The sequence below is a fragment of the Algibacter agarivorans genome (assembly GCF_039543245.1).
In the GTDB taxonomy this organism is placed as follows: Bacteria; Bacteroidota; Bacteroidia; order Flavobacteriales; family Flavobacteriaceae; genus Algibacter_G; species Algibacter_G agarivorans.
Window position 1 is genome coordinate 1 of record NZ_BAABJJ010000008.1, and the last position, 25,605, is coordinate 25,605.

Consider the following 25,605-nt stretch of genomic DNA (forward strand, 5'->3'; position numbering starts at 1 on the left):
CGGGGTTTGTTTATTCTAATTTACGAATTATATCGCTGATTTACAAGTATTTGTGTGTATCTGAAAGTGCCTTGTTAAAAACTATTTTTAAAAGTAGAAAACGAACACACTAAAAATAGTAAGTTGAACTCATCCCGAAGCATTTCGGAATATTATCTATCAATAATTCAATTATAGATCAAATTTTATACCCTGTGCTAATGGTAATTCTGTTGTATAATTAATGGTATTGGTTTGTCTACGCATATAGACTTTCCAAGCATCAGAACCAGATTCGCGTCCGCCACCAGTTTCTTTTTCGCCACCAAAAGCACCTCCAATTTCTGCTCCTGAAGTACCTATATTAACATTGGCAATGCCACAGTCTGAACCTAGAACAGATAAAAAAAGCTCAGCTTCGCGTAAATTATTTGTCATAATTGCAGAACTTAACCCTTGAGCTACTTCATTTTGAATAGCAATGGCATTTTCAACATCTCCAGAATATTTTAATAAATATAACACAGGAGCAAAAGTTTCATGCTGTACAATTTTAAATTCTGGTTTAGCTTCTGCAATAGCAGGCTTTACATAGCAGCCACTTTCATAACCTTCGCCAGAAAGCACACCGCCTTCAACCACAATATTTCCGCCTTCTTCTACAACTTTTTCTAAAGCATTTTTATACATATTTACAGCATCGGTATCAATTAGTGGACCAACGTGATTATTTTCATCTAACGGATTTCCTATTCGAAGTTGCTTATAGGCGTCAATAACAGCTTTTTTAACTTTATCGTAAATGGATTCATGAATAATTAAACGACGTGTAGATGTACAGCGTTGTCCCGCAGTACCAACTGCTCCAAAAACAGCACCAATTACAGTCATTTTTATATCAGCATCTGGGGTAACTATAATGGCATTATTGCCTCCTAATTCTAAAAGTGATTTTCCTAAGCGCGCCGCAACTGCTTGGGCTACAACTTTGCCCATTCTAGTAGAACCTGTTGCTGAAATTAAAGGAACTCGAGTATCTTTGGTCATAAACTCACCTACTTTGTAATCGCCATTTATCAAACAACAAATACCTTCTGGTAAATTGTTTTCTGCAAAAACCTCGGCAGCTATATTTTGGCAAGCCACACCACACATTGGAGTTTTTTCTGATGGTTTCCAAACACAAACATCGCCACAAACCCAAGCCAGAGCGGTATTCCAAGCCCAAACAGCTACGGGGAAATTAAAGGCTGAAATAATTCCAACGACTCCAAGCGGATGGTACTGCTCGTACATGCGGTGTCCTGGTCTTTCAGAATGCATCGTTAATCCATGTAGTTGACGTGATAAACCCACAGCAAAATCACAGATATCAATCATTTCTTGTACTTCACCCAAACCTTCTTGATAACTCTTTCCCATTTCATAAGAGACCAGTTTTCCTAAAGCGGCTTTCTTTTCTCTTAATTTTAACCCGAACTGACGCACAATTTCTCCACGTTGTGGTGCGGGCATTGTTCTCCAAGTCTTAAAAGCCGAAGTAGCCGCATCCATCACCTTTTCATAATCAGCCCTAGTCGTCGTTTTTACTTTTCCTATTAATTGTCCATCAACAGGTGAAAATGATTCAATAATCCCTCCGTTAGAGAAACTTTTTGAACCTGTTGAAGTGCCTTCATTTATATCTTTTACACCTAAAATTTCAAGTGCCTTATGTATACCAAAATCAGTTGCTATCGCCTCCATAATTATTGATTTAATATTTATATTGTATTTATTTGCGAATATACTAATAAAAAGTTGTTTTTGTTAAAGTTTATCCGAGATAAATCTGTTAACTTTAGTGCTCAAATTAATTGTACTTCCCATGAGAGAAATCATCCCTCTTGCCTTAACCCTGTTATTTGTTATTTCGTGTAAACAAGAGAGCACATTAGAAACACAAAACATTCAAACCGAACCTGAAAAGGCACAATTCTCAATAATAATTCACGGTGGAGCAGGGACCATAAAAAGAGAAAATATGTCGCAAGAAAAAGAAGTTGAGTATCGTAAAAAACTTGAAGAAGCCATATGCACTGGATATAATATTTTAAAAAAAGGAGGCTCAAGTCTTGATGCTGTTCAAAAGACAATAATTATACTAGAAAATTCCCCTCTATTTAACGCAGGAAAAGGTGCTGTTTTTACTTATGAAGGGACTAACGAACATGATGCGTCCATTATGGATGGCAAAAACTTAAATGCTGGTGCTTCCGCTGGAACAAAAACAATAAAAAATCCTATTAATTTAGCTCGTGCCATTATGGATAATTCTCCACATGTTATGCTTTCTGGCGTTGGGGCTGAAACTTTTGCAGAAGAACAGGGTTTAGAGATTGTAAAACCGAGTTATTTCTCTACTGAAAAAAAAATGAAATCATTAGAACGTGTTAAAGTTTCCAAAAACAATAAAGTGGCTTCGTTTTATGATGCAGACCTTCTAGATTCAAAATTTGGCACTGTAGGATGTGCTGCGCTTGATAAGCATGGCAATTTAGCTGCAGGAACTTCTACAGGAGGGATGGCCAATAAACGTTGGGGACGTATTGGTGATTCGCCCATAATTGGTGCAGGAACTTATGCTAATAACAATACCTGTGCCGTTTCAAGTACAGGTTGGGGCGAGTTCTTTATTCGTGGCATGGTAGCACATGATATTTCTGCGCTTATGGAATACAAAGGATTAAGCTTAAAAGAATCTGCTGCTTTAGTTATTCAGAAAAAATTACCAGAACTGGGTGGAGATGGTGGCATTATAGCCGTTGATAAAAATGGCAATATGGTTATGGAATTTAACACCCAAGGTATGTTTAGAGCCACTATGAATGATAAAGGCGAATTGTATATCGGGATGTTTAAAAACTAATAACACAATGTCTTGCACTTATGGGTTGAACTCAGAATAAATTATAATAAATGAAGCCAAACGCCGTTTTGAAATTTCAAATTAACGTTTTAATGCAAAATGAGCTTTAAACTCTTTTCTTTCACCTGAATTAGGTTCGTTATATTCAACAATAAACCAATAATCATCACTAGACATTTTAACCCCATTATAAACACCATTCCAGCCTTCGCCGGTAGGATTAATTTGTTTTAATAGTTTTCCATATCTATTATATATATAAATCTCTGCAGATGCTAGGGAATTTATGGGACTAGTAGGTCCAACAATATTCCAGGTCTCGTTATAGCCATCTCCATTGGGAGTAAAATATTTAGGATATCCAATAATAAATACAGTTCTACTACTTTCAATACAGCCTCTTTTATCCCTAACCGTTACTATATGCTCTCCTATAGAAACATTATTGAAAATAGGTTCGTCTTGCCATGAAGCAGCATCTAACTGATATTCAAAATCTCCAATACTTATTGTTGTAATCTCTATGGTTTGGTTTTTTGTAAAAGCATCAGTAGTAACATCTGCTTCAAAATTGGGCTCAGTAAGTACTGTTACTAAAGTGGAAACCATTTTTGAACACATAGTACTTAAATTTTGTACAATAACTTCATAATTGCCTCCAGTAATTGGTATATAAGTTCCATGATTTGCACCAGCTATTATGACCCCATTTAATAACCATGTGAAATTATACATGGTAGTATTTAAACCAGTATCAATGGTTATTGGAGATACAATAGCTGCATTTAAATCAAAACAGAGGAAGTATTCATTTTGTAAGGAAAAAATAGGGTTTTCAAACACATCAATAGTTAAACTGACCTGGGAAGGACAAAACTGAGGGTCTGGTGTAAATATATAGGTGGTTGTAATAGTGTTGTCCAAAGCAGGACTCCACATTCCTGTTATGCCTTCATTGGATGTTGTTGGTAATGCTGATAAAGTATCACCACTACAAATAGCGGGTATTTGATTAAAGGTTGGTGTTCCTATTGGATTGACTGTAATGGTCATGGTTTGATTCAAAGCACATTGTCCTATCCCTGATGTAAAGGTATATGTTGTTGTAGTTGTATTGTCCAATGCAGGTGTCCAAGTTCCAGTTATGCCTTCATTAGATGTTGTTGGAAGTGTAGCTAAAGCATCTCCATTACAAATAGCTGATACTTGAGTAAAAGTTGGAGTCGTTATCGGATTGACCGTGATAGTCATCATTTGACTCCCAGCACATTGCCCTGCATCTGGGGTGAAAGTATATGTTGTTGTAATCGTGTTATCCAATGCTGGACTCCAAGTTCCTGTTATCCCTTCGTTGGAAGTTGTTGGTAGTGCTAATAAACTATCGCCGCTACAAATAGAGGATACTTGATTAAAAGTTGAAGCGGTTATCGGATTGACTGTGATAGTCATCGTTTGACTCGCAGCACATTGCCCTGCATCTGGGGTGAAAGTGTATGTCGTTGTAGTTGTATTATCTAATGCAGGATTCCAGACTCCTGTTATCCCTTCGTTGGAAGTTGTTGGTAATGCTGATAAAGTATCTCCATTACAAATAGCTGACACTTGAGTAAATGTTGAAGCGGTTATCGGATTGACCGTGATAGTCATCATTTGACTCGTTGCACATTGCCCTGTATCTGGAGTAAATGTATAAGTAGTCGTGGTTGTATTGTTCAATGCTGGACTCCAAGTTCCAGTTATACTTTCGTTGGATGTTGTTGATAGTGCTACTAAAGTGTCTCCACTACAAATAGCTGGTACTTGAATAAAGGTTGGAGGTACTATAGGGTCAACTGTAACCTGATAAACGTCGGACAGTGTATTGCATTGTGAATTATTCAATGTAATAATAGATTCAGACACTTTCGACCTATAATACATGGTGCTTACAACACCTGAAATTGCTATAGTTTGATTTGTTTCTCCAGTAATATCTGTCCAAGTATTACCATTTGTGCTTTCTTGCCATTGATAGAAATGAGTTGAAAAAACTGAATTATCTGGAATTGCTGTCAAAGTATCGGCATATGGTGTTAGAAGTCCACAGACAATATTACTATTGTTATTAGAAGTATCTTCAACGGTTGTTAAATCACCACAAGTCTTAAACTCAATATCATCAATTGCTAAATCATTACCGCAACCTCCAGACCCATTATTTACCATCTTAAGTATAACAGTATTTTGACCGGCTAAAGTTTGAAAAACCAAACCGTATTCTAGCCAATTTGGAGTTGAAGTTTCTAAAATATTACCTGTATTCCCACTTGCCAATAAATTAGTATCTGTACTGTCGTATATTTCAAATCTTACATTTATTGGTATAGATCCTCCTGGTTGCGAGGAACAAAAAGAACCTGCTATTACCAGATTAATTAACCAAGAAGAAAACTCATAAGTTGTATTCTCACAAAGTCCTGAAACTGTTGTTCTATAAAATTCTCCAGCTGATGCTGCTGCATTTACAACAAGGCACTTACCATTAGTATCCCCAGGTGTGCGGTCTTGTATTTGATGCCAATCAAATCCATTACTAATAGTACCATTAGAAATGGTATACTGACCATCGTTAGGAAATCCGTTTAAATAATTATATGTAGTTGTTCCTGCTGGTAACGAGTTATTAGTTACTCCTACTCCAAAATTTTCTGTAAAAATAGAATCTCCTGAATTACCGGAACAAAAGCCTAATTGGGCGTAAATCTTAATTGTAAAAACACTCGATAAAACCAGACCTAATGTGATGATCTTTTTAATGATAGCTATAGTTTTTTGGATGAATTAATAATAAGGATATAATAATACCATAAAATGCTTATATTAATTGAAATAGCACCCATACAAAAACTATACAGCTTTAAAGTATTGCTAAGATTATTCAATCTTTATTTTGATAGAACGCCTTATTTATGTTCGTTTCAATGGAATAACCATAAGCTTATTTTTATTACTGTTCACTCGTTTTTAGGAAGCGAAAAAAAAGCGGATATTGAAAAGACGCTCATTAGAAGCTTATGCCATTTTGCGCTATGCAGAATTAGTATAAAATATATTCTAACATTAATAATGATAAACAATATGACCAAATTGCATTTTTATCGTAGTTAAAATCTAAAATTACTGCTTATGGTGTGTTTGATTTTGATGAGGTGTTATTCCCTGATTTATGGCAAAATAGTGTGCCTAATTTTAAAAAAACATATGAAATATTATATTTCGGACCACAGACCTATTTGGATTCAGATGGAGCTGTAATTTTAGTTTCTAACCACCGTTTTAACCATACTATGGTCTGATTTAAACGTGCTGATTTTCTCAGCATTTAAAATTTCTAAATCTTTTGAAACCCAAATATGGTCTAGAGAAAGTAACGGAATATTCCAAAACCAAGTTTCTCTAAAACCATTTCCTTTTTCATTAAAGGCATGATTAAAATTAGTTTTTATTTCTTTAAGAAATTTAGATTCATACGGTAAGTTGAAATCACCTAAAACCACTGTTTTTTCGTTTATGTCAATAGATTCGCTTACAAATTTTAGTTGCTGCTTTCGAGATATATGTAAACTTGATGAAACATCGACTGCATAAAAATTAATTTCAGAAGTCGTAAAACTAATGACCTTAGATTCATCATCTGAAATTAAAATGGCTTTTGAAATTATAGGTGTTTTAGAAAAAATTCCAATTTCGCTTTCAGGATGCCAATAAAAAAAATAGTCTGGATATTTAACTTTAATATGAGCTAGTTCCTCGGCATGATATTCAACCAAAACCACAACATCTGGTAATGTTTTAACTTTATCAAATACATGCTGGAATTCTCTTTTATGTGTAGCATTCCAAAAAACAATCTCAACATCAGTTTCTGTTATATTATCCGCACTATTAATCTTAAAGCTTCTACCAATCCAAACTATAGATAAAATTAAGGCTAAAATTAAATGATACCTTTTTTTATTCTTTCTTAAAAATGCAGAAAACAATATTATTAAACCAATAATTATTGGTAATGGAAAGATATAAAATAGCAGAGAAAAGATATAATTACTTTCTCTAAACACAAAATGAATTAATAGTAATGCAGTGATTAATATGCTATTAATTAATAAAAAATAGGGCTTACTCTTTTTAAACATTATCGTAAAGAATATCCTTTAGCAGCCCACCAAGGATGAATTTCAATTTCTAAGCGTCCTGCTATAACCATAGGGTCAGAATTGGCTAAACTGTCAGCCATCTTTAAGGTTGGTACATTGTATATAGTTACACCCCTCATCTCGCCATCATCACCAAAAGGGCCAGAAATATCGGCATAACCTAAGTCATACATTTTGGTTAAATGCTCTAAATGTAATGCTTGAAGTTCCGCAGATTCTTCTTCATTTTGTCCACGTATAGGGCCTTTTTTTAAAAATGCCATAAAGTATTGTTGCATTAAAATGGTATCTTTTGTTTTTTCATTAACAAAATCAAATGTTTTATAACCTTTAGCGGTTAGTTCTTCTTTTATTTGCTTTGTTGATTTTTTTAAAGGTGCTTCAATAATTTCGGTGGTTACTGAATCTATAACTTCTTCTATTGCTTCGGTAGTATCTTCTTTTATTTCAGAAATTGATGCCTTTGTTTCTTCTTTACATGAAAAAAGAACCATAGATAATAGTATGGATAAAAATAGTTTTTTCATAATATATGTTTAAATTATTCCCAGCTGTTATAGGGTTTTTTACTTAATTGCGAATTATAATATTTGATTTGTCCTGTAACGTCTTCACCTAACCAATTTGGTTTTTCAAAAGTTTCATTTTCACTTTTAAGTTCTACTTCTGCAACGACTAAACCTTTGTTGTCTCCAAAAAATTCATCTACCTCAAAAATATGGTTTCCTGCTTTTATGTCATAACGTATTTTATCAATTATTGTTGGTTCGCAGAGTTTTAAAAGTGATTCTGCTTCTTGTTTAGTAATTTCTTTTTCCCATTCAAACCTTGACAAACCATTATTTGTGGATAGCCCTTTTACTGTTATAAACCCTTTTTCATCTCTCAACCTTACACGAACTGTTCGTTCTTTGTGGGTGTTTAAAAATCCTTGGCTAATTCTTGTTTTTCTATATGCTTGGTCTTTAAAAGCATCAGAATTTACCAAAAATTTACGTTCTATTTCTATCAAATGTAATCGTTTTTAATTGTTTATTATGAAATTTGCTAAATGTAACCAATGCCATTATCGCTCCAATGGTTGCGTATAGCATGTCGGATTGTGTGTCCCAAATATAACCTTGGGTTCCTAAAAAAGAATCGCCACCTTCTCCCATACCTAAAGATACACCCCATTCTATAAATTCGTAAGTGGCACTAATAGCTAATGCTATACATACTACAATAAAATTTAGCCAATTGTGTTTTAATACGACCTGTTTACGAATTAGTAATTCTCTAGTAATCATGGCTGGAACAAAACCTTGGGCAAAGTGTCCTAATTTATCATAATTATTTCTGCTTTGATTAAACGTTTCTTGAATCCAATCAAACAATGGCACTTCGGCATAGGTGTAATGTCCACCAATAATTAAAATAGTACAGTGTATAAAAACAAGTATATAAATAAGGTTTGAAAACCTGAATGATGTAAAAGTGAAAACCAAAATTAATATTCCAACAATGGCAGGCAAGATTTCCAAAAACCAAGTAAAATATTCAAAAGGTTTAATGGCGGACCAAATAAGCAATAAGATGGTTAAGAAAAGAAGTGTATAAATTAGTTTCATCCTTTGGTATAATCTCTATCAAAGATATCTTATTTTTGATAGATACAACAATCAAGCATGTCTGCCGATTTACCAATACGAAAAATTATTCATGTAGATATGGATGCGTTTTATGCATCCGTAGCGCAATTGGATAACCCAGAATTAAAGGGAAAAGCCATTGCGGTTGGCGGGGGTGGTAAACGTGGTGTAATAAGCGCGGCGAGTTACGAAGCTAGAAAATTTGGAGTTAAAAGTGCTATGTCTGGAAGTTTGGCAATAAAACTTTGCCCTGAACTTATTTTTGTAAAAACACAATTTGATAGATATACTGAAATTTCTAAAAAAATCAGAAAAATATTTTATGATTATACCGATTTGGTAGAACCGCTCTCGCTTGATGAAGCATATTTAGATGTTACTGAAAACAAAAAAGGTAATCCAAGTGCGTCTTTAATTGCTCGTGATATCAGGGAACGAATTTTTAATGAAGTTGGTTTAACGGCTTCGGCAGGTATTTCCATTAATAAATTTATTGCGAAAGTAGCCAGTGATTACAATAAACCTAACGGACAAAAAACGGTAAATCCTGAAGAAGTGATTCCGTTTTTAGAGCAACTTGATATTCGAAAGTTTTATGGGGTTGGAAAAGTTACTGCCGAAAAAATGTATCAAAAAGGAATTTTTACGGGTTTGGATTTAAAACAGAAATCTATTGAATATCTAGATGAAAACTTTGGAAAATCTGGTCGCTATTATTACTACGTGGTTAGAGGGATTCATAACAGTGAAGTAAAGCCAAATCGCATTAGAAAAAGCTTAGCTGCTGAGCGTACATTTAGTGAGAATTTATCGTCTGAAATTTTTATGCTTGAAAGACTACAGCATATTGCTGAAGAGGTTTCGCGAAGATTGACCAAAAGTAAAGTGGCTGGAAAAACGGTTACTTTGAAAATAAAATACAGCGATTTTACTTTGCAAACTAGAAGCAAAACTTTGCCGTATTATATAAGCGATAAAAGCGTTATTTTGGAAACAACTAAAGATTTGTTATATCAAGAAAAAATGAGTAACTCTGTACGTTTATTAGGTATTTCTATATCTAATTTGAATACAGAAACCAAGAAAATTTCAGTAAAAAAAAGTGTGAGTGTGCAGTTAAAGTTTGAGTTTTAATGTTTAATTGGTATTATTAGTGATTAAGAAATTACTTGATTTAATAAGAAAAAAACGATAACTCAGTTTAACAGACCTCTTCAAAAATAAAATGGCTTTTGGTTTAAAAACACTAGCTAGAAAGTAGTTGCGTTAGCGATTGAAACCCTTCGACTTCGCTCAGGATAAACTTATCCTTTTAAATAGAAAAAAACTGCTTTTAGGCAGCTTTTTTCTATTTAAAAGATATAATGAAACATTTATGTTCATGAATTCTTTAATTTAAGATAAAAACCCATGAATAAAAGCGCGACCTTTAGGTAACGCCCAAATATTTATAATGCTTTTAGAAGTTACAGGTTTCAATTTCGGTAACACGCAACGTGTTTACCATGCCTTTTTCTTTCATTGGCATAGCGGCTAAACTAATTAGCATATCGCCAGCATCTAAATAACCCATTTTACAGGCTATAGCATTTACGTCTTCAATAGTTTCGTCTGTACTCACAAATTTGTCGTAGTAAAAAGCACGAACGCCCCATAGTAAACTCAATCTAGTTAAGATACGTTTGTTTGATGTAAACACTAAAATATGACAAGATGGTCTCCACGCCGAAATTTGAAATGCCGTGTATCCACTATTTGTAAGTGTAGAAATTGCTTTGGCGTTAATTTCGTTTGCCATATTAGCAGCGTGGTAACATATAGATTTTGTAATGTAACGGTTGGTACGAATATGAGGTGGCAGTTGTGGAACTTGAATTAATTTTGAGTTCTCTACACTTTTTAAAATATTTGCCATTTGCCTAATGACCTCAACAGGATATTGACCTACAGATGTTTCACCAGAAAGCATTACGGCATCTGCACCATCCATAACCGAGTTTGCAACATCGTTTACTTCGGCTCTTGTTGGTGTTAAGCTGGAAATCATGGTTTCCATCATTTGTGTAGCAATAATTACTGGAATTCTAGCTTTTTTAGCACGTAATACCAATTGTTTTTGAATAAGAGGCACTTCTTCTGCTGGAACTTCTACACCTAAATCACCACGGGCAACCATTAAGCCATCACAATGTGCAACAATTTTATCGATATTTTCTACCGCTTCTGGTTTTTCAATTTTTGCTATGATAGGAATTTTATGCTCGCCATGTTTTGCTATTAAATCACGCAATTGCATTAAGTCTTCTGCATGACGAACAAAAGAAAGGGCAATCCAATCTACATCTAAGCTGATGGCAAAAATAGCGTCTTCAATATCTTTTTCCGTTAAGGCCGGTTGCGAAATATCTGTATTTGGAAGGTTTACACCTTTTTTAGATTTTAAAGGGCCACCTTGAATAACTTTTGCCTTTACTTCTGATTTTTTATCAGTAGAAACGACCTCGAAAAGTAATTTTCCATCATCTAAAAGAATCCGCTCACCAGGTTTTGCATCTTGAGGAAACCTATCGTAGGTCATGTAAACACGCTCTTTTGTGCCTTCAAAACGCTCGCCAGTTGCAAATATTATTTCATCACCTGGGTTTACAACAACTTCCTCTTTCATTACGCCTACACGCAATTTAGGGCCTTGTAAATCAGCTAATATTGCTGCTGTAAAATTATGCTCTTCGTTAAGTTCGCGTATCATTTTTATACGCGCTTCTACATCTTTATAATCGGCATGAGAAAAGTTAATTCTAAATACATTTACACCTTCTTCAAGCATGGCTTTTAAAACTGCTTTAGTGCTTGTTGCGGGTCCTAAAGTGGCTACTATTTTGGTTTTTTTTCCTATTGACATTAGCTAAAAATTAAATTGTCTTTTGATTTTAATTGACTAGAATCTATGCTGTAAGCTGTTGCAATCTGTGATATGTTTAATATACTATCTAAAATATATTTTTCTTTACTGAAACTGAACTCGCTATCTATTTTTAAAAAATAATTTACAGTCTTATATTCTGTCAATAAATGACTTGTTTTTATAATATTTTGTTGTGTGTCGAATAACGACTTATAATCTATTTGTTGAAGTGTTTCTGTTTTACTTATATTAGAAACCAAACTCCATGTTACTAATTGTTTTTCATCTTCCCATTCATAAATTGAATATGATGCCTTTCCGTTATTATAATCTAAATCTGATGTTCGGATAAGCGCAATACCTAAATGTTTGTTTAAAAGATAAGCTAAACGGTAATCCTCAAGCGTGCAATGCATTCCGATTAAAGTGTACAACACTTCATCAAAAGCATCATCAAGATTAAGTTTGTGAACAGCCATACCTATTATTTAAACTTGGTAAAGATAGTATTTATAAAATTTAGTTCTATTAAGTTTGTCTAATCTTGATATGAAATGTAACTAAATCGTTGTAGTTGATTCGTTAGAAATCAGGATAGTTTAAATCATTTTAGACATCCTACTTTGGAATACAAAAAAAGCACGTTTTGAAGCTTTTTCTTCTGCTTTTTTCTTTGAAGTGGCTCTGGCTTTTGAAACAATTTTTTCGTCTATGGATAGTTTAACAGAAAAATGTCTAACATCATCATTCCCGGTATCTTCATAAACATTATAGCCAAAAGTTTTCTTTTCTTTTTGACACCACTCTATAAGCAAACTTTTGTAACTAATCACTTTGCCTTCTAAAGTTTCAATGTCCACATAAGGAATAATAACTCGTTTGAAAATGAATTTTTCAGCGTATTTGTAACCCTTATCTAAAAAAATAGCACCTACTAAAGCTTCAAATAAATTACCATGAATGTTATCTCCAAATTGTCCTTGCGGTATTTTACTTTCTACTAAATCAATTAGTTTTAAGTCTTTACCTAACTCATTTAAATGCTCTCTGCTAACTATTTTAGAACGCATTTTGGTTAAATAACCCTCATCGCCACTTGGAACTTCAAGATATAAGTGTGATGCAATAACCGAACTAAGCATGGCATCACCCAAAAACTCTAAACGTTCATAATTAAAGGGGTTTCCTTTCCCATCTCTTATGTTCATGGAACGATGTGTAAAGGCTTTTTTGTAGTATTTAATGGCTTTGGGTTTAAACCCAAGGATTTTAGTTAATTCCATAAAAAAATTCCCGTTGCGTTTAAAACGGGAATTTAATATGTTACGAATGTTTTTCATCTGATAAATAATATTTTATTTTAATGTCAGATAGAATAAACCATGTTTCATTTTACTGTAAAAATTAATTTATCATTATGGTTTATTTCATTCGGGAATTAATCTATTTTTTTGAATATTACACAAGCGTTGTGACCGCCAAATCCAAATGTATTACTCATTGCTACTTTTACGTCGCGCTTTTGTGCCTTATTTAAGGTTAAATTTAATTCAGGATCAATGTTTTCATCTACTGTAGTGTGGTTTATTGTTGGAGGCACAATACCGTGTTCCATAGCCAATATAACCGAAATAGCTTCAATAGCTCCAGCAGCACCTAAGAGGTGTCCTGTCATTGATTTGGTTGAATTAATATTTATGTTCTTAGCGTGACTTCCAAATACCTCTGAAATTGCTTTAAGTTCTGCAACATCACCTAAAGGTGTAGATGTACCATGTGTATTAATATGGTCTACATCTTCCGGCTTTAAGCCTGCATTTTCCAAACAATTCTTCATTACCGCAATAACACCAATACCATCTGGATGTGGAGCCGTCATATGATAAGCGTCAGAAGATAAACCTCCTCCGATACATTCAGCATATATTTTAGCGCCTCTTGCTTTTGCGTGCTCATATTCTTCTAGAATTAGTGCGCCTGCACCTTCACCTAAAACAAAACCATCTCTTGTGCCATCAAATGGACGAGAGGCTGTTTCTGGGCTTTCATTTCTAGTAGAAAGTGCATGCATGGCATTAAATCCACCCATACCAGCAATAGTTACTGCTGCTTCGCTACCTCCTGTAACAACTACATCACAATGTCCTAAACGTATAGAGTTTAAGGCATCAAACATAGCGTTTGCAGAAGATGCACATGCAGAAACCGTTGTGTAATTTGGCCCCATAAAACCATGTTTTATAGAGATGTTTCCTGGTGCAATATCAGCAATCATTTTAGGAATAAAGAATGGGTTAAATCTTGGTGTACCATCACCAGCAGCAAAGTTTAAAACTTCTTGCTGAAAGGTTTCCAATCCACCAATACCTGCTCCCCATATAACACCAACACGCAGTTTGTTAACGGTTTCTAAATCTAGTTTAGAATCTAAAATAGCTTCATCTGCTGCCACCATGGCATATTGTGCAAACTTATCCATTTTTCGAGATTCTTTTCTGTCAATAAAATCGGTAACAGTAAAGTTTTTCAATTCGCAAGCGAACTTTGTTTTAAACTTTTCGGTATCATAATATGTTATAGGCGCAGCACCACTTTTACCACTTATTAAGCCTTCCCAGTATTCATCTTTGGTATTGCCTATTGGTGTTAAAGCCCCTAATCCTGTGACTACAACTCGCTTTAGTTCCATAAAATTAATGCTTATTTAGCAGCTTCTATATACGATATAGCTTGACCTACTGTTGCAATGTTTTCAGCTTGGTCGTCTGGAATTTGAATATCAAATTCTTTTTCGAATTCCATAATTAATTCTACAGTATCTAAAGAGTCTGCTCCTAAATCGTTTGTGAAGCTCGCTTCCGTTACAACTTCGTTCTCATCTACTCCTAATTTGTCCACGATAATGGCTTTTACTCTTGATGCAATGTCTGACATAATCTTTTAATTTTAAGTTTTAATTAGTTGGCAAAAATAAAAAACTTTATTTTTAAAACACATCTTTACTTTAAAAATGTGGTCGTAATTTACTAAAATAACTTTTAAGTATTTAGATTTTACCTGCTAATTGTTAATATTTATTCTTTTTTTTGTTTGAATAAACTAACATTATTGTCTGTAAAATGAAACGAATAGTAATTTTTGCGTCCGGAAGTGGTACTAATGCTGAAAATCTAATTAAGTTTTTTCACAACAGAGAAAATGCGTCTGTTATTCAGGTACTCAGTAACAATCCCCATGCCAAAGTTTTGGAGCGTGCCAAAAAACTAAAGGTCAGTGCGCTGTCTTTCAATAAAATAGCACTCTCACAAACAGATGATGTGCTTAATATCCTAAAAGTTTCTAATCCAGATTTAATTGTTTTAGCAGGATTTCTCTGGAAATTTCCTGATCATATTTTGAATGAATTCCCAAATAAAGTCATAAATGTGCATCCTGCTTTATTGCCAAAATATGGCGGAAAAGGAATGTATGGCATGAACGTGCATAAGGCTGTTGTTGCGAATAAAGAAAGTGAAACGGGCATAACAATTCATTATGTAAATGAACATTATGATGAGGGAGCCATCATTTTTCAAGCTAAATGTGATGTTAATGCTTCTGATACAGCTGAAGATGTTGCAGCAAAAATCCATGAATTGGAGATGGCCCATTTCCCGAAAGTAGTGGAGAGCTTATTAAAAAAGTAGATTTTTTAAATTAAATTCAAATGGTTCTCACTTTCGCGAGAATGACAAAAAATGTCAAAAAAGAAAAATAAATACTATACAGTCTGGAAAGGGCATCTCACAGGTGTTTTTGAATCTTGGAACGACTGCAAAGCCCAAATAAAAGATTTTCAAGGCGCACAATATAAATCGTTTCCCACTTTTGAAGCTGCTAAGGCCGCTTTAAAAGGTAATTATTTTGATTATATTGGAAAAAATAAAGATTTTAAAAGTGAATTATCGCATGAACAGCTTAAAAAAATAGGGCGACCCAACTATAATTCTATTTCAGTGGATGCCGCTTCAAGTGGAAATCCAGGAATAATGGAATATAGAGGCGTGGATACCAAAACCAAAAAACAATTATTTATTCAAGGTCCGTTTGAAGAAGGGACTAATAATATAGGTGAGTTTTTAGCTTTAGTACACGGTTTGGCTATTCTTAAAAAAAATAATAGTGATAGAATTCTTTATACCGATTCTAGAACAGCCATGAGTTGGGTAAAAAAGAAAATCTGCAATACAAAGCTACAACGTAATGAAAAAAACAAGCCGCTTTTCGATTTAGTCGATAGAGCCATAGATTGGCTAAAAAATAACACATATAATACGGTTATCGTCAAATGGGAAACCAAGGCTTGGGGAGAAATACCTGCCGATTTTGGAAGGAAATAACGCAGCTTTTTGCCGTACAACTCATTCAAAAAATATTCTTGAATTAGTATTTAAAAGACTTATATTTGCAGCTTAATTTCATGCTTTTTTATGAGTAAATTAGTAATTGTTGGTACCGTAGCCTTTGATGCTATTGAAACACCTTTTGGTAAAACCAATAAAATTCTTGGTGGCGCTGCAACTTATATAGGTTTATCTGCTTCTTACTTTAATATTGATGCTGCTGCTGTTTCAGTTGTTGGTGGCGATTTTCCAGAGGAATATCTGGACTTATTATCCAATAAAAACATTGCTATTTCTGGTATTGAAATTGTTAAAGATGGTAAAACGTTTTTTTGGAGTGGCCGCTATCATAATGATATGAATTCTCGGGACACTTTAGTAACAGAATTAAATACCCTTGCGGATTTTAAGCCTGTGGTTCCAGATAATTATAAGGATGCCCAAGTGGTTATGTTAGGAAATTTACATCCTATCGTCCAGTCTAGTGTTTTAGATCAAATGAATAGCAAGCCAAAGTTGGTGATTTTAGATACCATGAATTTTTGGATGGATTGCGCTTTAGAGGATTTACATAATGTTATAAAGCGTGTAGACGTAATAACCATAAATGATGAAGAAGCGAGACAACTTACAGGAGAATACTCTTTGGTTGTTGCGGCTAGAAAGATTTATGAAATGGGCCCGAAGTTCGTAGTGATTAAAAAGGGAGAGCATGGGGCATTGCTGTTTCATAAAGAGCATGTGTTTTATGCACCTGCTTTACCACTAGAGGAAGTTTTTGATCCAACTGGAGCAGGAGATACATTTGCTGGTGGATTTGCTGGTTATATTGCTCAAACAGGTGATATTTCTTTTGAGAATATGAAGAACGCCGTTATATATGGTTCAACGTTAGCGTCCTTTTGTGTTGAGAAATTTGGAACTGAACGCATGCAAAATTTGTCAAGTGATGAAATACATAAACGCTTGCTACAGTTTAAGCAACTAACGCAATTTGAAATAGAATTAACATAAACCAACGCGCTCTAAAATAGAGTGCGTTTTTGATTAAAAATAAAACTCCAAAATGATTTTTTATTTTGGTATTAAAAAACTTATCATTCCTGCGAAGGCAAGAATTAAAATAATTTAAATTCCGCTTAATTAAAGATTCATGAATACATTAGTATTCGAACTGAATTAACGAGAAAAAGCGAAAACATTTACAATATGAGTGATGCCTTAAAACACGAATGTGGAATAGCTGTTATTAGACTTTTAAAACCGTTAGAGTATTATAAAGAAAAATACGGTAGCGCATTTTATGGTGTAAACAAAATGTATTTAATGATGGAAAAACAGCACAACCGCGGTCAAGATGGTGCTGGATTAGCAAGTATTAAATTAGATACAAAACCTGGGGAACGCTATATAAGCAGGGTGCGTTCTGTGGCACAACAGCCTATTCAAGATATTTTTGCGCAAATTAACGATAGAGTTAATAAAGAATTTAAGGCACATCCTGAATATATGGATGATGTAGCGGCGCAAAAAAAGAACATTCCTTATGTGGGAGAACTTTTATTAGGTCATGTGCGTTACGGAACTTTTGGGAAAAATAGCGTAGAAAGTGTTCATCCGTTTTTAAGACAAAACAACTGGATGCACAGAAATTTAATTATGGCGGGAAACTTTAACATGACTAATGTTAAAGAGTTATTTGCCAATCTTATTGAATTAGGGCAGCATCCAAAAGAGTATACGGACACCATTACTATAATGGAAAAAATAGGTCATTTTTTAGATGATGCCGTTAGTAAAATATATAAAGATTTAAAAAAGGAAGGTTATAATAAACAACAGGCGTCACCACTTATTGCCGAGCGTTTAAAAGTAGCTAAAATTTTAAGACGCGCTGCAAAAAATTGGGATGGAGGTTATGCTATGGCAGGGCTAATTGGTCATGGTGATTCGTTTGTTTTAAGAGATCCTGCAGGAATTCGTCCTACTTATTATTATCAGGATGATGAAATTGTTGTTGTAGCATCAGAGCGCCCAGTGATTCAAACCGTTTTTAATGTAAAATTTGAAGATGTAAAAGAATTAGGGCCTGGTCAAGCTATTATTATCAAAAAATCTGGAGAAGTAAGACTAAAACAAATATTGGAACCTTTAGAAAGAAAGTCTTGTTCTTTCGAACGTATTTATTTTTCAAGAGGAAGTGATGCCGAAATATATCAAGAGCGTAAAATGTTGGGTAAATTATTAATGCCCAAAGTGCTTGAAGCTATTAATAATGATACTAAAAATACGGTGTTCTCTTATATTCCTAACACCGCTGAAACGTCATTTTATGGAATGGTTGAAACTGCTGATGCATTTATCAATAAAACAAAAACAGCAGCGATTTTAAACGGGCAACGCTCTTTATCGGCTGCTAAGGTTAAAGAAATTTTATCTGAACGCGCTAGAATAGAAAAAATAGCAATTAAAGATGTAAAGCTTAGAACTTTTATAACGGAAGACAGTAGTAGGGATGATTTAGTGGCGCACGTTTATGATGTTACCTACGGCGTTATTAAACCAACAGACAACTTAGTAATTATTGACGATAGTATTGTACGAGGCACGACTTTAAAAATGAGCATCTTAAAAATGCTAGACCGCCTAAGCCCTAAAAAAATTATTGTAGTGTCTTCTGCTCCACAAATTCGTTATCCGGATTGCTATGGAATTGATATGGCTAATCTCGAAACATTAGTGGCTTTTAGAGCAGCTTTAGAATTGTTAAAAGATGCAAACTCATACCATATTGTTAAAGACGTATATAATAAATGTATTGAGCAAACTGATTTGGACGATAAGCATGTTCAAAATTTTGTTAAAGAGATTTATGATCCTTTTACAGATGAACAAATCTCGGATAAAATTTCAGAATTACTAAGTGATGAATCCATTAAAGCTGAAGTGAAAATTATTTTTCAACCCGTAGAGAATTTACATAAAGCATGCCCAGAGCATTTGGGCGATTGGTATTTTACAGGAAATTACCCAACGGTGGGCGGAAATAGAGTTGTAAATAGAGCATTTATCAATTTTTATGAAGGCAACAATGAACGTGCCTATTAATTATCAAATTGTTGATTTTTATTAACCAAATCTGGTAAAAACACATTTAATCTGATAAATTTGCGGTTTGTCTAAAAAATAGTCAGAATATCTAAAATACACATAAATTGGTCTCACCATAACATAAGTAGGTTAAGTTCATGGTAGATTTGGGGCAAAAAAAGGTGAACATCTGTTCGCCTTTTTTTATGCGATTTATGGATCAAGCAATATTTTTAGGAAAGCAGTAAAAATTAAGCATATAATTTAGGGAACCTATAAAGGAAGATTTGGACACCTCTAAACTGTGCCCTAAACTCTTTAATTTTGGACTTGAAACAAAAAAGTGGACAATTAGTTGCGGGATTTAAGAAGCTACATTTTGGTTATACATTTCTGTTTCAATTTCATTAATAGTTTTATACCCTAAAGTAGAGTGTATGCTTCTTTTATTATACCAAGTTTCAATCCAAGAAAGGATTGATAATTCGGCTTGACACCTATAATTGTATTTATGGATGCTATTTGTGGATATCTTAAAATTACGCTTTCTTCTAGCTAACAAATCATTTACTTTCATTAGTCTGGCTACTCTAGGTCTTAAAATTTGAATTTATGATGTTTTATAAACTTAAATTTTACATGTCGCTCTTGGAGAAGATGCTCACCATCTTTTCTAATATCTCGTGTTCTTCTGAAATATCTTTTAATTGTTTCTTTAAATAAGCTATTTCTTTTTGTTCGTCTGTCAATTTTGGCTTAGCTCAATTTGGAAAGCTGTTCTTGCCAGAATCTTATGGTTCTTTTTGCCAACGATGCAATACCTAATAAGGAATGTCCAATTCTTCGTAAACTTGTTTTACATGACCACTGGATTAACTCAACCCTACTGCCATTTGCTTAAACGATGTACTGTAATTTCTGTTTCTTTTTTTTATGATTCAAAGTTAATTCTTGTAACTTTAAATCTCGCAACTTTATGTCCAGTCTAATATAGTAAGTCCACGCAAACTATTTCTGAAAAATTAAACTTCTTATTATTTCAACAAAGTTATGGGTGGTGGACACGAATTATGTCAAATTCCGTTTGACCAATTAGATACCATAATGCAGTTTTTTGAGAAAACAATATTTAATTCTGAAACCATTCAAACAAAAAAAGGTATTTAAAAACTGATGTTAATTTAATAACATATCTAGCGTAGCTACTGTTCTAAACCCAACATGTTCTGCCGAGGAATCTAAACTTGTTCCCATTCTAGAAGATATTCTATAACTGGCACAATAGGAATCACTACATAAAAAAGAACCACCTTTTATGACTTTCTCTTGCGAATATGGCTGACTTGGGTTGTAGGCTTTATCTGCACCTTGTGGATTAATTACCTGAGCGTTTCTAGCTGCAAGTTCCTTATAGTAATTCATATTATACCAATCTGACGTGAACTCCCAAACATTCCCAGCCATATCATACAAGCCAAAATTATTGGGCGAATATGCTTTTACAGGTGCTGTTCTTTCAAAACCATCTTCTAATGTGTTATTTACAGGGAACTCACCTTCCCAACTATTTGCCATTTTAGAAAGCAGAGATCTATCATCTCCCCAAAAATAAGTAGTACTTGTTTTGTTACCTCTAGCGGCATACTCCCATTCTGCTTCCGTTGGCAAACGTTTTCCTGCCCATTTGCAAAAGGCTTGTGCATCTTCATAACAAATATGCACTACAGGATGATTGTCTTTACCTTCTAAAGTGCTGTCAGGACCACTAGGGTGTCTCCAATTCACACCAATAGACCAGCGCCACCATTGCGAAAAATCATATAAATTAGGGACTGAAGATTTTGTCTTTTTAAACATTAAAGAACCAGGTTGTAAAATGCTATCATGTGGTTTTGGTGTGCCTTCAGGAAGTTGTTTTTTCATGTCTTCCCAATCTATCTCGCGTTCAGCAACCGTTATATAATCAGTTTCATCTACAAATTTTGAAAACTCTGCATTGGTTACCTCAGTAATATCCATGAAAAATCCATCTACAGAAACAGGATGTAGTGGTTTTTCATGACTCATAGCCATTTTATCTTGAGGTACTGCGCCCTGTAAAAAAGAGCCAGCAGGAATCCACAACATGCCATTTGGAGGATTAGCAATAAGACTATCCTTTATTTTTTGCGAAACAACTTCATCTATGGTAGTTTCATCATTTATCTGATTCGCGATGTTAGCTTTGTCTTTTTTTTCTTTACAAGCCAACACCATCAAAAATCCAATAATAGCGAAACTTATATATTTTATGTTATGCATTAGTAATCTTTAAAAAAAATATTTTCGTAAAAGTATCTATTATTTGTTTAAAACCCACTTATACCTATTTAATTTTAAAATGTCGTATTAATACAATTAAAGTATTTATTTTACATCCACTTATCTGTTTTCTATACATATGGTTTTAATTACCTTTGCATAACTTAATACACTCGTTTATGATATATTCAATGACAGGTTATGGAAAATCTGTTTTGCAATTGCCCACAAAAAAAATAACTATAGAACTTAAATCTTTAAATAGCAAAAATTTAGATTTAAATGCCAGAATGCCTTCCATTTATAGAGAAAAGGAATTAGCAATCAGAAAAATTCTTGCTGATAAATTGGAACGTGGTAAAGTAGATTTTTCTATTTATGTGGAAGCTACTGCTGAAGATACCTCTACACAAATAAATACGCCTGTTGTAAAACAATATATTGCACAATTGAAAAATGTAGTAGATGGTGATGATATTGATTTTCTTAAAATGGCCGTGCGTTTTCCTGATGCATTAAATACGGTGCGTGAAGAAATTGATGAGGATGAATGGAAAACAATTGAAGGTGAAATCAATACCGCTATAAACGATTTAATCAATCACAGATTAGATGAAGGCAAAGTACTGGAGCAAGATTTTAATAACCGTGTGGTTTCTATTGAAAATATTCTAGAACAAGTTGTAGCCATGGATCCTGAACGTGTTGAAGGTGTGCGTGAGCGCTTATTAAAAGGGGTTCAAGAATTAAGAGAGAAATACGACGAAAACAGATTTGAACAAGAGTTGGTGTATTACATTGAAAAGTTTGATATTACTGAAGAAAAAGTGCGTTTAAAAAACCACTTAAATTATTTTATCGAATCTATAAACTCTAAAGATTCTAACGGTAAAAAACTGGGATTCATCAGTCAGGAAATGGGAAGAGAAATAAACACCATTGGCTCTAAAAGCAACTATGCGCCCATGCAACAGTTGGTGGTTCAAATGAAAGATGAATTGGAAAAAATTAAGGAACAATTATTGAATGTGCTTTAAAAATAGTTGGCAGTTTTCAGTAAAATCAAATATGGATAAAAAATCAAAACAAGGTAAACTCATAGTATTCTCAGCACCTTCAGGTTCTGGGAAAACAACCATTGTAAGACATTTATTGGGAATTGAAGATTTAAATTTAGAGTTTTCAATATCGGCAACTTCTAGGGCCAAACGTGGCAAAGAAGAAGACGGAAAAGATTATTACTTCTTGTCTGCTGAAGCATTCAAAAATAAAATTAAAAATGATGAATTTTTAGAATGGGAAGAAGTGTATCGCGATAATTTTTACGGCACATTAAAAACCGAAGTAGAGCGTATTTGGGCAAAAGGAAAAAACGTGATTTTTGATATTGATGTTTCTGGCGGACTACGGATAAAACGTAAATTCCCAGAACAAACTTTAGCCGTTTTTGTAAAACCACCAAGTATTGATGAGTTAAAAATACGTTTAAAAAAACGCAAAACAGAAAGTGAAGATAAAATTAATATGCGTGTTGCCAAAGCATCTGCAGAATTAGCCACAGCACCTTTATTTGATACAATTGTTGTAAATGATAATTTAGAAAAAGCACTTGAAGAAGCTGAAATTCAGATTAGCAATTTTATAAATTCCTAGACTTTAAAAAGATGAAAATCGGTTTATATTTTGGTTCTTTCAATCCCATTCACATTGGGCATTTGGTTATTGCTAATCATTTGGTAGAATACAGCGATTTAGATCAAATTTGGTTTGTAGTCACACCTCATAATCCCTTTAAAAAGAAAAGCAGCTTACTCGATAATTACCAACGTTTAGAAATGGTATATCGTGCTACTAAAGATTACAACAAACTAAAACCAAGCGATATTGAGTTTAATCTACCGCAACCAAATTACACGGTTAATACGCTTGCCCATTTACAAGAAAAATATCCCGATCATGAGTTTGCATTAATTATGGGTGAGGATAATTTAAAGAGTTTTCATAAATGGAAAAACTATGCCATTATTCTAGAAAATCATCATATTTACGTGTATCCTAGAATTTCAGAAAATAATCCCGATAGCTATCGGGATGAAACCCTATTTGATGGGCATAAAAAAATACATTTTGTAAATGCGCCTATCATGCAACTCTCCTCTACTTTTATTCGTAAGGCTATAAAAGAAGGTAAAAACGTTGAACCTATGCTTCCCAAAAATGTTTGGGAATATTTGGATGAGATGAATTTTTACAAGTAACCAGGATTTGACTTTGTAAAATTTTCAGTTACCTTAGCTTAACGTCGAATGTAATTCATTAAAACAGAATCATATTCGCTATATTTTATGTAGTATTAAAACAACAACATGGAAACATTTAGGAAATTTCTGGAATTTGAGCTTATTAGTTTAGGCGAAAACAGTATACGGGTTTATACATTAGTGACTATTTTAATAATTTTTCTGATTACAAAATTAATATTATGGTTGATTAAGAAAGCACTTTTTCGCAAACGTAAGTTTAGAAAACTTGATAGAGGGAGTGTTTATGCTTTATTTCAAATCATTAGATATGTAATATGGGTTATTGCTATTGGGCTTATTTTAGAAAGTATTGGTGTTAAAATTACTGTTTTATTGGCTGGTTCTGCCGCCCTACTTGTTGGAATAGGATTAGGCCTACAGCAAACATTTAACGATGTTATATCAGGAATAATTTTACTTTCGGAACAATCTATAAAAATAGATGATGTCTTGGATATAGACGGCGATATTGTTAAAATTCAAGGTATTGGATTACGAACATCCAAGGCCTTAAATACAGATGATGTTTCTATTATAATTCCAAATTCATTAATTACAACCAATAAAGTTATAAACTGGAGCCATCAGACCATGAAGACGCGCTTTAGAATTGAAGTTGGTGTTGCTTATGGGAGTGATATAGATTTAGTTATAAAGATTTTGGAAGAAAGTGCATTTAAACATCCTGATATATCTGACCGTGAATCGACTGAAGCGCGATTAGTCAATTTTGGAAATTCATCATTAGATTTCCAAGTTTTGTTTTTTAGTCAAAATATATTCCGAATAAGCAAAGTAAAAAGCGATATACGTAGAACTATTAGTCAGAAATTTGTTGAAAACAGTATCGCTATCCCTTTTCCTCAAATGGACTTACATATAAAATCCAATGGTACTGAAATAATGAAGAAAGATGGACAATAACACCATAAAACAACTAAGCTTTATGGTATACAAATTATCAGTGTAAACTAAATTTTATATTTTCTCTTATTTAAAAGCAATGACACAAAAAAGCCAACTTTTTAAGTTGGCTTTTAATCTCTTTCATTCATTCAATTATATTTATTCCCTTTACTACTTTCAAGTAAAATTTAATATAAAAAGCGGGTTCTTGCTCTTAAAACCTTAAAAAGGAGTATTCCCTCCATCATCATCGTCTTCATCACAATCAGTAAGATTAGCTTCAACAAACATGGCCCAACTTTTTCCGCCAAAATCCTCACCTTGAGCCCAAGCAGTTTCTTCTGATGGCCCACTTACCTCTGCGTGAGCGGCAAAACATAATTCGCCATTAATGTTAATCTCATTTAAATCGAATACATATGTTACCTCGGTTACATCTTCATCATGACTACTTGAATATTCAAAATTACCAATTTTAGGGTTATTGCTTCCCGTTAAAGGAAAACCATCTTCTTCGCAATTAGTAATATGTAAGTGTGTCGCATCAATAGTCCAGTCGGAATTTGTTTGATAGGTAATTATTAAATTATTGCCATCAATATCTATGTTTACAATACCAGCTGTATAGTGTTGGCCGGCTATAAGGTTTACTGTTTTGCAATGCTCGTTTGAATCTTCAGTAGATGTATTTGAACCTTCAGTAATAGTTACACCTTTACTTTTATTTTTTATTTGCTTACTTAATATAGAGTTTTCATTTACAACATTTTCTACATTACAACTAAATAAAGTAGAAATTAAACATACCGCAATCAAAAAAGTACTTTTCTTCATAACATGAATCTTTTGTAGGTTAAGATTGTAAATATATATTTTAAAGAATGAAACACATAATATAATCGACGTACAGCGATACATTTGTATATTTAATCGATTAAATCAATTTTTTTATAAAAATTTTCTTTCTTTTCATATAACTTAATTAGCTATTAAATAGGTTCTCA

The 25,605-nt window shown here is 33.5% G+C and carries 24 protein-coding genes; 10 read left to right on the forward strand and 14 right to left on the reverse strand.

The genetic code is table 11. The features are described 5' to 3' along the window. Nucleotides 1–171 precede the first annotated feature (171 nt). Nucleotides 172–1,725 carry an L-piperidine-6-carboxylate dehydrogenase gene (gene amaB / locus ABD935_RS02415; RefSeq protein WP_345189966.1) on the reverse strand — a complete coding sequence of 518 codons (1,554 nt, stop codon included), beginning with the start codon at nt 1,723–1,725 and terminating at the stop codon, nt 172–174. 121 nt (nt 1,726–1,846) lie between these two features. Between amaB and ABD935_RS02420 the strand changes: the two genes are divergently transcribed. Beyond that, a complete protein-coding gene (locus tag ABD935_RS02420) occupies nt 1,847–2,887 on the forward strand; it encodes an isoaspartyl peptidase/L-asparaginase family protein (protein ID WP_345189967.1) in 1,041 nt (346 codons plus the stop codon). 81 nt (nt 2,888–2,968) lie between these two features. Here ABD935_RS02420 and ABD935_RS02425 read toward each other — a convergent pair whose 3' ends face one another. The 5 genes from ABD935_RS02425 to ABD935_RS02445 form a co-directional block, all read right to left on the reverse strand. Next, the gene (locus ABD935_RS02425; RefSeq protein ID WP_345189968.1) at nt 2,969–5,200 is read right to left on the reverse strand and encodes a T9SS type B sorting domain-containing protein; all 2,232 of its coding nucleotides are present in this window, start codon (nt 5,198–5,200) and stop codon (nt 2,969–2,971) included. A 983-nt stretch (nt 5,201–6,183) separates the two neighbouring features. After that, nucleotides 6,184–7,062, reverse strand: a complete 879-nt coding sequence (locus ABD935_RS02430; protein ID WP_345189969.1) for an endonuclease/exonuclease/phosphatase family protein — start codon at nt 7,060–7,062, stop codon at nt 6,184–6,186. Beyond that, complete coding sequence (locus ABD935_RS02435; RefSeq protein WP_345189970.1) at nt 7,062–7,610, reverse strand: YciI family protein; 549 nt, start codon at nt 7,608–7,610, stop codon at nt 7,062–7,064. The genes ABD935_RS02430 and ABD935_RS02435 overlap by 1 nt, the downstream gene beginning before the upstream one ends. Nucleotides 7,611–7,624: 14 nt before the next feature. Further along, nucleotides 7,625–8,095: a CYTH domain-containing protein gene (locus ABD935_RS02440; RefSeq protein WP_345189971.1), complete on the reverse strand. Its 471-nt coding sequence runs from the start codon at nt 8,093–8,095 to the stop codon at nt 7,625–7,627. Continuing rightward, nucleotides 8,076–8,693 (reverse strand): DUF2238 domain-containing protein, encoded by a 618-nt coding sequence (locus ABD935_RS02445; RefSeq protein WP_345189972.1) that lies wholly within the window; start codon nt 8,691–8,693, stop codon nt 8,076–8,078. Before ABD935_RS02445 ends, ABD935_RS02440 begins: the two co-directional genes overlap by 20 nt. A gap of 57 nt (nt 8,694–8,750) precedes the next feature. Between ABD935_RS02445 and dinB the strand changes: the two genes are divergently transcribed. Further along, the gene (gene dinB, locus ABD935_RS02450) at nt 8,751–9,848 is read left to right on the forward strand and encodes a DNA polymerase IV (protein WP_345189973.1); all 1,098 of its coding nucleotides are present in this window, start codon (nt 8,751–8,753) and stop codon (nt 9,846–9,848) included. 325 nt (nt 9,849–10,173) lie between these two features. Here dinB and pyk read toward each other — a convergent pair whose 3' ends face one another. The 5 genes from pyk to ABD935_RS02475 form a co-directional block, all read right to left on the reverse strand. Beyond that, complete coding sequence (gene pyk / locus ABD935_RS02455; protein ID WP_345189974.1) at nt 10,174–11,616, reverse strand: pyruvate kinase; 1,443 nt, start codon at nt 11,614–11,616, stop codon at nt 10,174–10,176. Further along, nucleotides 11,616–12,098 carry an IPExxxVDY family protein gene (locus ABD935_RS02460; protein WP_345189975.1) on the reverse strand — a complete coding sequence of 161 codons (483 nt, stop codon included), beginning with the start codon at nt 12,096–12,098 and terminating at the stop codon, nt 11,616–11,618. The genes pyk and ABD935_RS02460 overlap by 1 nt, the downstream gene beginning before the upstream one ends. Nucleotides 12,099–12,218: 120 nt before the next feature. Beyond that, entirely contained in the window at nt 12,219–12,959 is a 741-nt protein-coding gene (gene rnc, locus ABD935_RS02465) for a ribonuclease III (RefSeq protein ID WP_345189977.1), read from the reverse strand. A 98-nt stretch (nt 12,960–13,057) separates the two neighbouring features. After that, nucleotides 13,058–14,308: a beta-ketoacyl-ACP synthase II gene (gene fabF / locus ABD935_RS02470; protein WP_345189978.1), complete on the reverse strand. Its 1,251-nt coding sequence runs from the start codon at nt 14,306–14,308 to the stop codon at nt 13,058–13,060. 11 nt (nt 14,309–14,319) lie between these two features. Then, a complete protein-coding gene (locus ABD935_RS02475) occupies nt 14,320–14,553 on the reverse strand; it encodes an acyl carrier protein (protein ID WP_007647141.1) in 234 nt (77 codons plus the stop codon). Nucleotides 14,554–14,738: 185 nt separating this feature from the next. On the opposite strand from ABD935_RS02475, the gene purN reads away from it, so the two are divergent. The 4 genes from purN to ABD935_RS02495 all read left to right on the forward strand — a co-directional run bounded on the left by purN (nt 14,739) and on the right by ABD935_RS02495 (nt 19,109). After that, nucleotides 14,739–15,305, forward strand: coding sequence for a phosphoribosylglycinamide formyltransferase (purN, locus tag ABD935_RS02480; protein ID WP_345189979.1), 567 nt, complete (start codon nt 14,739–14,741; stop codon nt 15,303–15,305). A gap of 51 nt (nt 15,306–15,356) precedes the next feature. Continuing rightward, nucleotides 15,357–15,998 carry a ribonuclease H1 domain-containing protein gene (locus tag ABD935_RS02485; RefSeq protein WP_345189980.1) on the forward strand — a complete coding sequence of 214 codons (642 nt, stop codon included), beginning with the start codon at nt 15,357–15,359 and terminating at the stop codon, nt 15,996–15,998. 90 nt (nt 15,999–16,088) lie between these two features. Beyond that, nucleotides 16,089–17,015 (forward strand): PfkB family carbohydrate kinase, encoded by a 927-nt coding sequence (locus ABD935_RS02490; protein WP_345189981.1) that lies wholly within the window; start codon nt 16,089–16,091, stop codon nt 17,013–17,015. 195 nt (nt 17,016–17,210) lie between these two features. After that, nucleotides 17,211–19,109 (forward strand): amidophosphoribosyltransferase, encoded by a 1,899-nt coding sequence (locus tag ABD935_RS02495; RefSeq protein ID WP_345189982.1) that lies wholly within the window; start codon nt 17,211–17,213, stop codon nt 19,107–19,109. 346 nt (nt 19,110–19,455) lie between these two features. Here the strand turns inward: ABD935_RS02495 and ABD935_RS16580 are convergent, their stop codons facing one another. Next, nucleotides 19,456–19,668 carry a hypothetical protein gene (locus ABD935_RS16580; RefSeq protein ID WP_425550190.1) on the reverse strand — a complete coding sequence of 71 codons (213 nt, stop codon included), beginning with the start codon at nt 19,666–19,668 and terminating at the stop codon, nt 19,456–19,458. 599 nt (nt 19,669–20,267) lie between these two features. Then, a complete protein-coding gene (locus ABD935_RS02505; RefSeq protein ID WP_345189983.1) occupies nt 20,268–21,392 on the reverse strand; it encodes a formylglycine-generating enzyme family protein in 1,125 nt (374 codons plus the stop codon). Nucleotides 21,393–21,571: 179 nt separating this feature from the next. On the opposite strand from ABD935_RS02505, the gene ABD935_RS02510 reads away from it, so the two are divergent. The 4 genes from ABD935_RS02510 to ABD935_RS02525 all read left to right on the forward strand — a co-directional run bounded on the left by ABD935_RS02510 (nt 21,572) and on the right by ABD935_RS02525 (nt 24,619). Further along, on the forward strand, nt 21,572–22,429 hold the full coding sequence (locus ABD935_RS02510) for a YicC/YloC family endoribonuclease (protein WP_345189984.1): 858 nt from the start codon (nt 21,572–21,574) through the stop codon (nt 22,427–22,429). A 31-nt stretch (nt 22,430–22,460) separates the two neighbouring features. Then, entirely contained in the window at nt 22,461–23,045 is a 585-nt protein-coding gene (gene gmk / locus ABD935_RS02515; RefSeq protein ID WP_345189985.1) for a guanylate kinase, read from the forward strand. 11 nt (nt 23,046–23,056) lie between these two features. After that, on the forward strand, nt 23,057–23,650 hold the full coding sequence (gene nadD / locus ABD935_RS02520; RefSeq protein ID WP_345189986.1) for a nicotinate (nicotinamide) nucleotide adenylyltransferase: 594 nt from the start codon (nt 23,057–23,059) through the stop codon (nt 23,648–23,650). A gap of 108 nt (nt 23,651–23,758) precedes the next feature. Then, nucleotides 23,759–24,619, forward strand: coding sequence for a mechanosensitive ion channel family protein (locus ABD935_RS02525; RefSeq protein WP_345189987.1), 861 nt, complete (start codon nt 23,759–23,761; stop codon nt 24,617–24,619). Between the two features lie 204 nt (nt 24,620–24,823). On the opposite strand, the gene ABD935_RS02530 is transcribed toward ABD935_RS02525, so the two are convergent. Then, complete coding sequence (locus tag ABD935_RS02530) at nt 24,824–25,435, reverse strand: hypothetical protein (RefSeq protein WP_345189988.1); 612 nt, start codon at nt 25,433–25,435, stop codon at nt 24,824–24,826. Nucleotides 25,436–25,605 lie beyond the last annotated feature (170 nt).

Coding starts and splice junctions, on each gene's coding strand:
- ABD935_RS02475 (WP_007647141.1), bottom strand. CDS start 14,553: ATGTCAGACATTGCATCAAGAGTAAAAGCCATTATCGTGGACAAATTA.
- dinB (WP_345189973.1), top strand. CDS start 8,751: ATGTCTGCCGATTTACCAATACGAAAAATTATTCATGTAGATATGGAT.
- ABD935_RS02490 (WP_345189981.1), top strand. CDS start 16,089: ATGAGTAAATTAGTAATTGTTGGTACCGTAGCCTTTGATGCTATTGAA.
- nadD (WP_345189986.1), top strand. CDS start 23,057: ATGAAAATCGGTTTATATTTTGGTTCTTTCAATCCCATTCACATTGGG.
- ABD935_RS02495 (WP_345189982.1), top strand. CDS start 17,211: ATGAGTGATGCCTTAAAACACGAATGTGGAATAGCTGTTATTAGACTT.
- ABD935_RS02530 (WP_345189988.1), bottom strand. CDS start 25,435: ATGAAGAAAAGTACTTTTTTGATTGCGGTATGTTTAATTTCTACTTTA.
- amaB (WP_345189966.1), bottom strand. CDS start 1,725: ATGGAGGCGATAGCAACTGATTTTGGTATACATAAGGCACTTGAAATT.
- gmk (WP_345189985.1), top strand. CDS start 22,461: ATGGATAAAAAATCAAAACAAGGTAAACTCATAGTATTCTCAGCACCT.
- ABD935_RS02525 (WP_345189987.1), top strand. CDS start 23,759: ATGGAAACATTTAGGAAATTTCTGGAATTTGAGCTTATTAGTTTAGGC.
- ABD935_RS02435 (WP_345189970.1), bottom strand. CDS start 7,610: ATGAAAAAACTATTTTTATCCATACTATTATCTATGGTTCTTTTTTCA.
- rnc (WP_345189977.1), bottom strand. CDS start 12,959: ATGAAAAACATTCGTAACATATTAAATTCCCGTTTTAAACGCAACGGG.
- ABD935_RS02510 (WP_345189984.1), top strand. CDS start 21,572: ATGATATATTCAATGACAGGTTATGGAAAATCTGTTTTGCAATTGCCC.
- fabF (WP_345189978.1), bottom strand. CDS start 14,308: ATGGAACTAAAGCGAGTTGTAGTCACAGGATTAGGGGCTTTAACACCA.
- pyk (WP_345189974.1), bottom strand. CDS start 11,616: ATGTCAATAGGAAAAAAAACCAAAATAGTAGCCACTTTAGGACCCGCA.
- ABD935_RS02460 (WP_345189975.1), bottom strand. CDS start 12,098: ATGGCTGTTCACAAACTTAATCTTGATGATGCTTTTGATGAAGTGTTG.
- ABD935_RS16580 (WP_425550190.1), bottom strand. CDS start 19,668: ATGAAAGTAAATGATTTGTTAGCTAGAAGAAAGCGTAATTTTAAGATA.
- ABD935_RS02485 (WP_345189980.1), top strand. CDS start 15,357: ATGTCAAAAAAGAAAAATAAATACTATACAGTCTGGAAAGGGCATCTC.
- ABD935_RS02505 (WP_345189983.1), bottom strand. CDS start 21,392: ATGCATAACATAAAATATATAAGTTTCGCTATTATTGGATTTTTGATG.
- ABD935_RS02445 (WP_345189972.1), bottom strand. CDS start 8,693: ATGAAACTAATTTATACACTTCTTTTCTTAACCATCTTATTGCTTATT.
- purN (WP_345189979.1), top strand. CDS start 14,739: ATGAAACGAATAGTAATTTTTGCGTCCGGAAGTGGTACTAATGCTGAA.
- ABD935_RS02420 (WP_345189967.1), top strand. CDS start 1,847: ATGAGAGAAATCATCCCTCTTGCCTTAACCCTGTTATTTGTTATTTCG.
- ABD935_RS02430 (WP_345189969.1), bottom strand. CDS start 7,062: ATGTTTAAAAAGAGTAAGCCCTATTTTTTATTAATTAATAGCATATTA.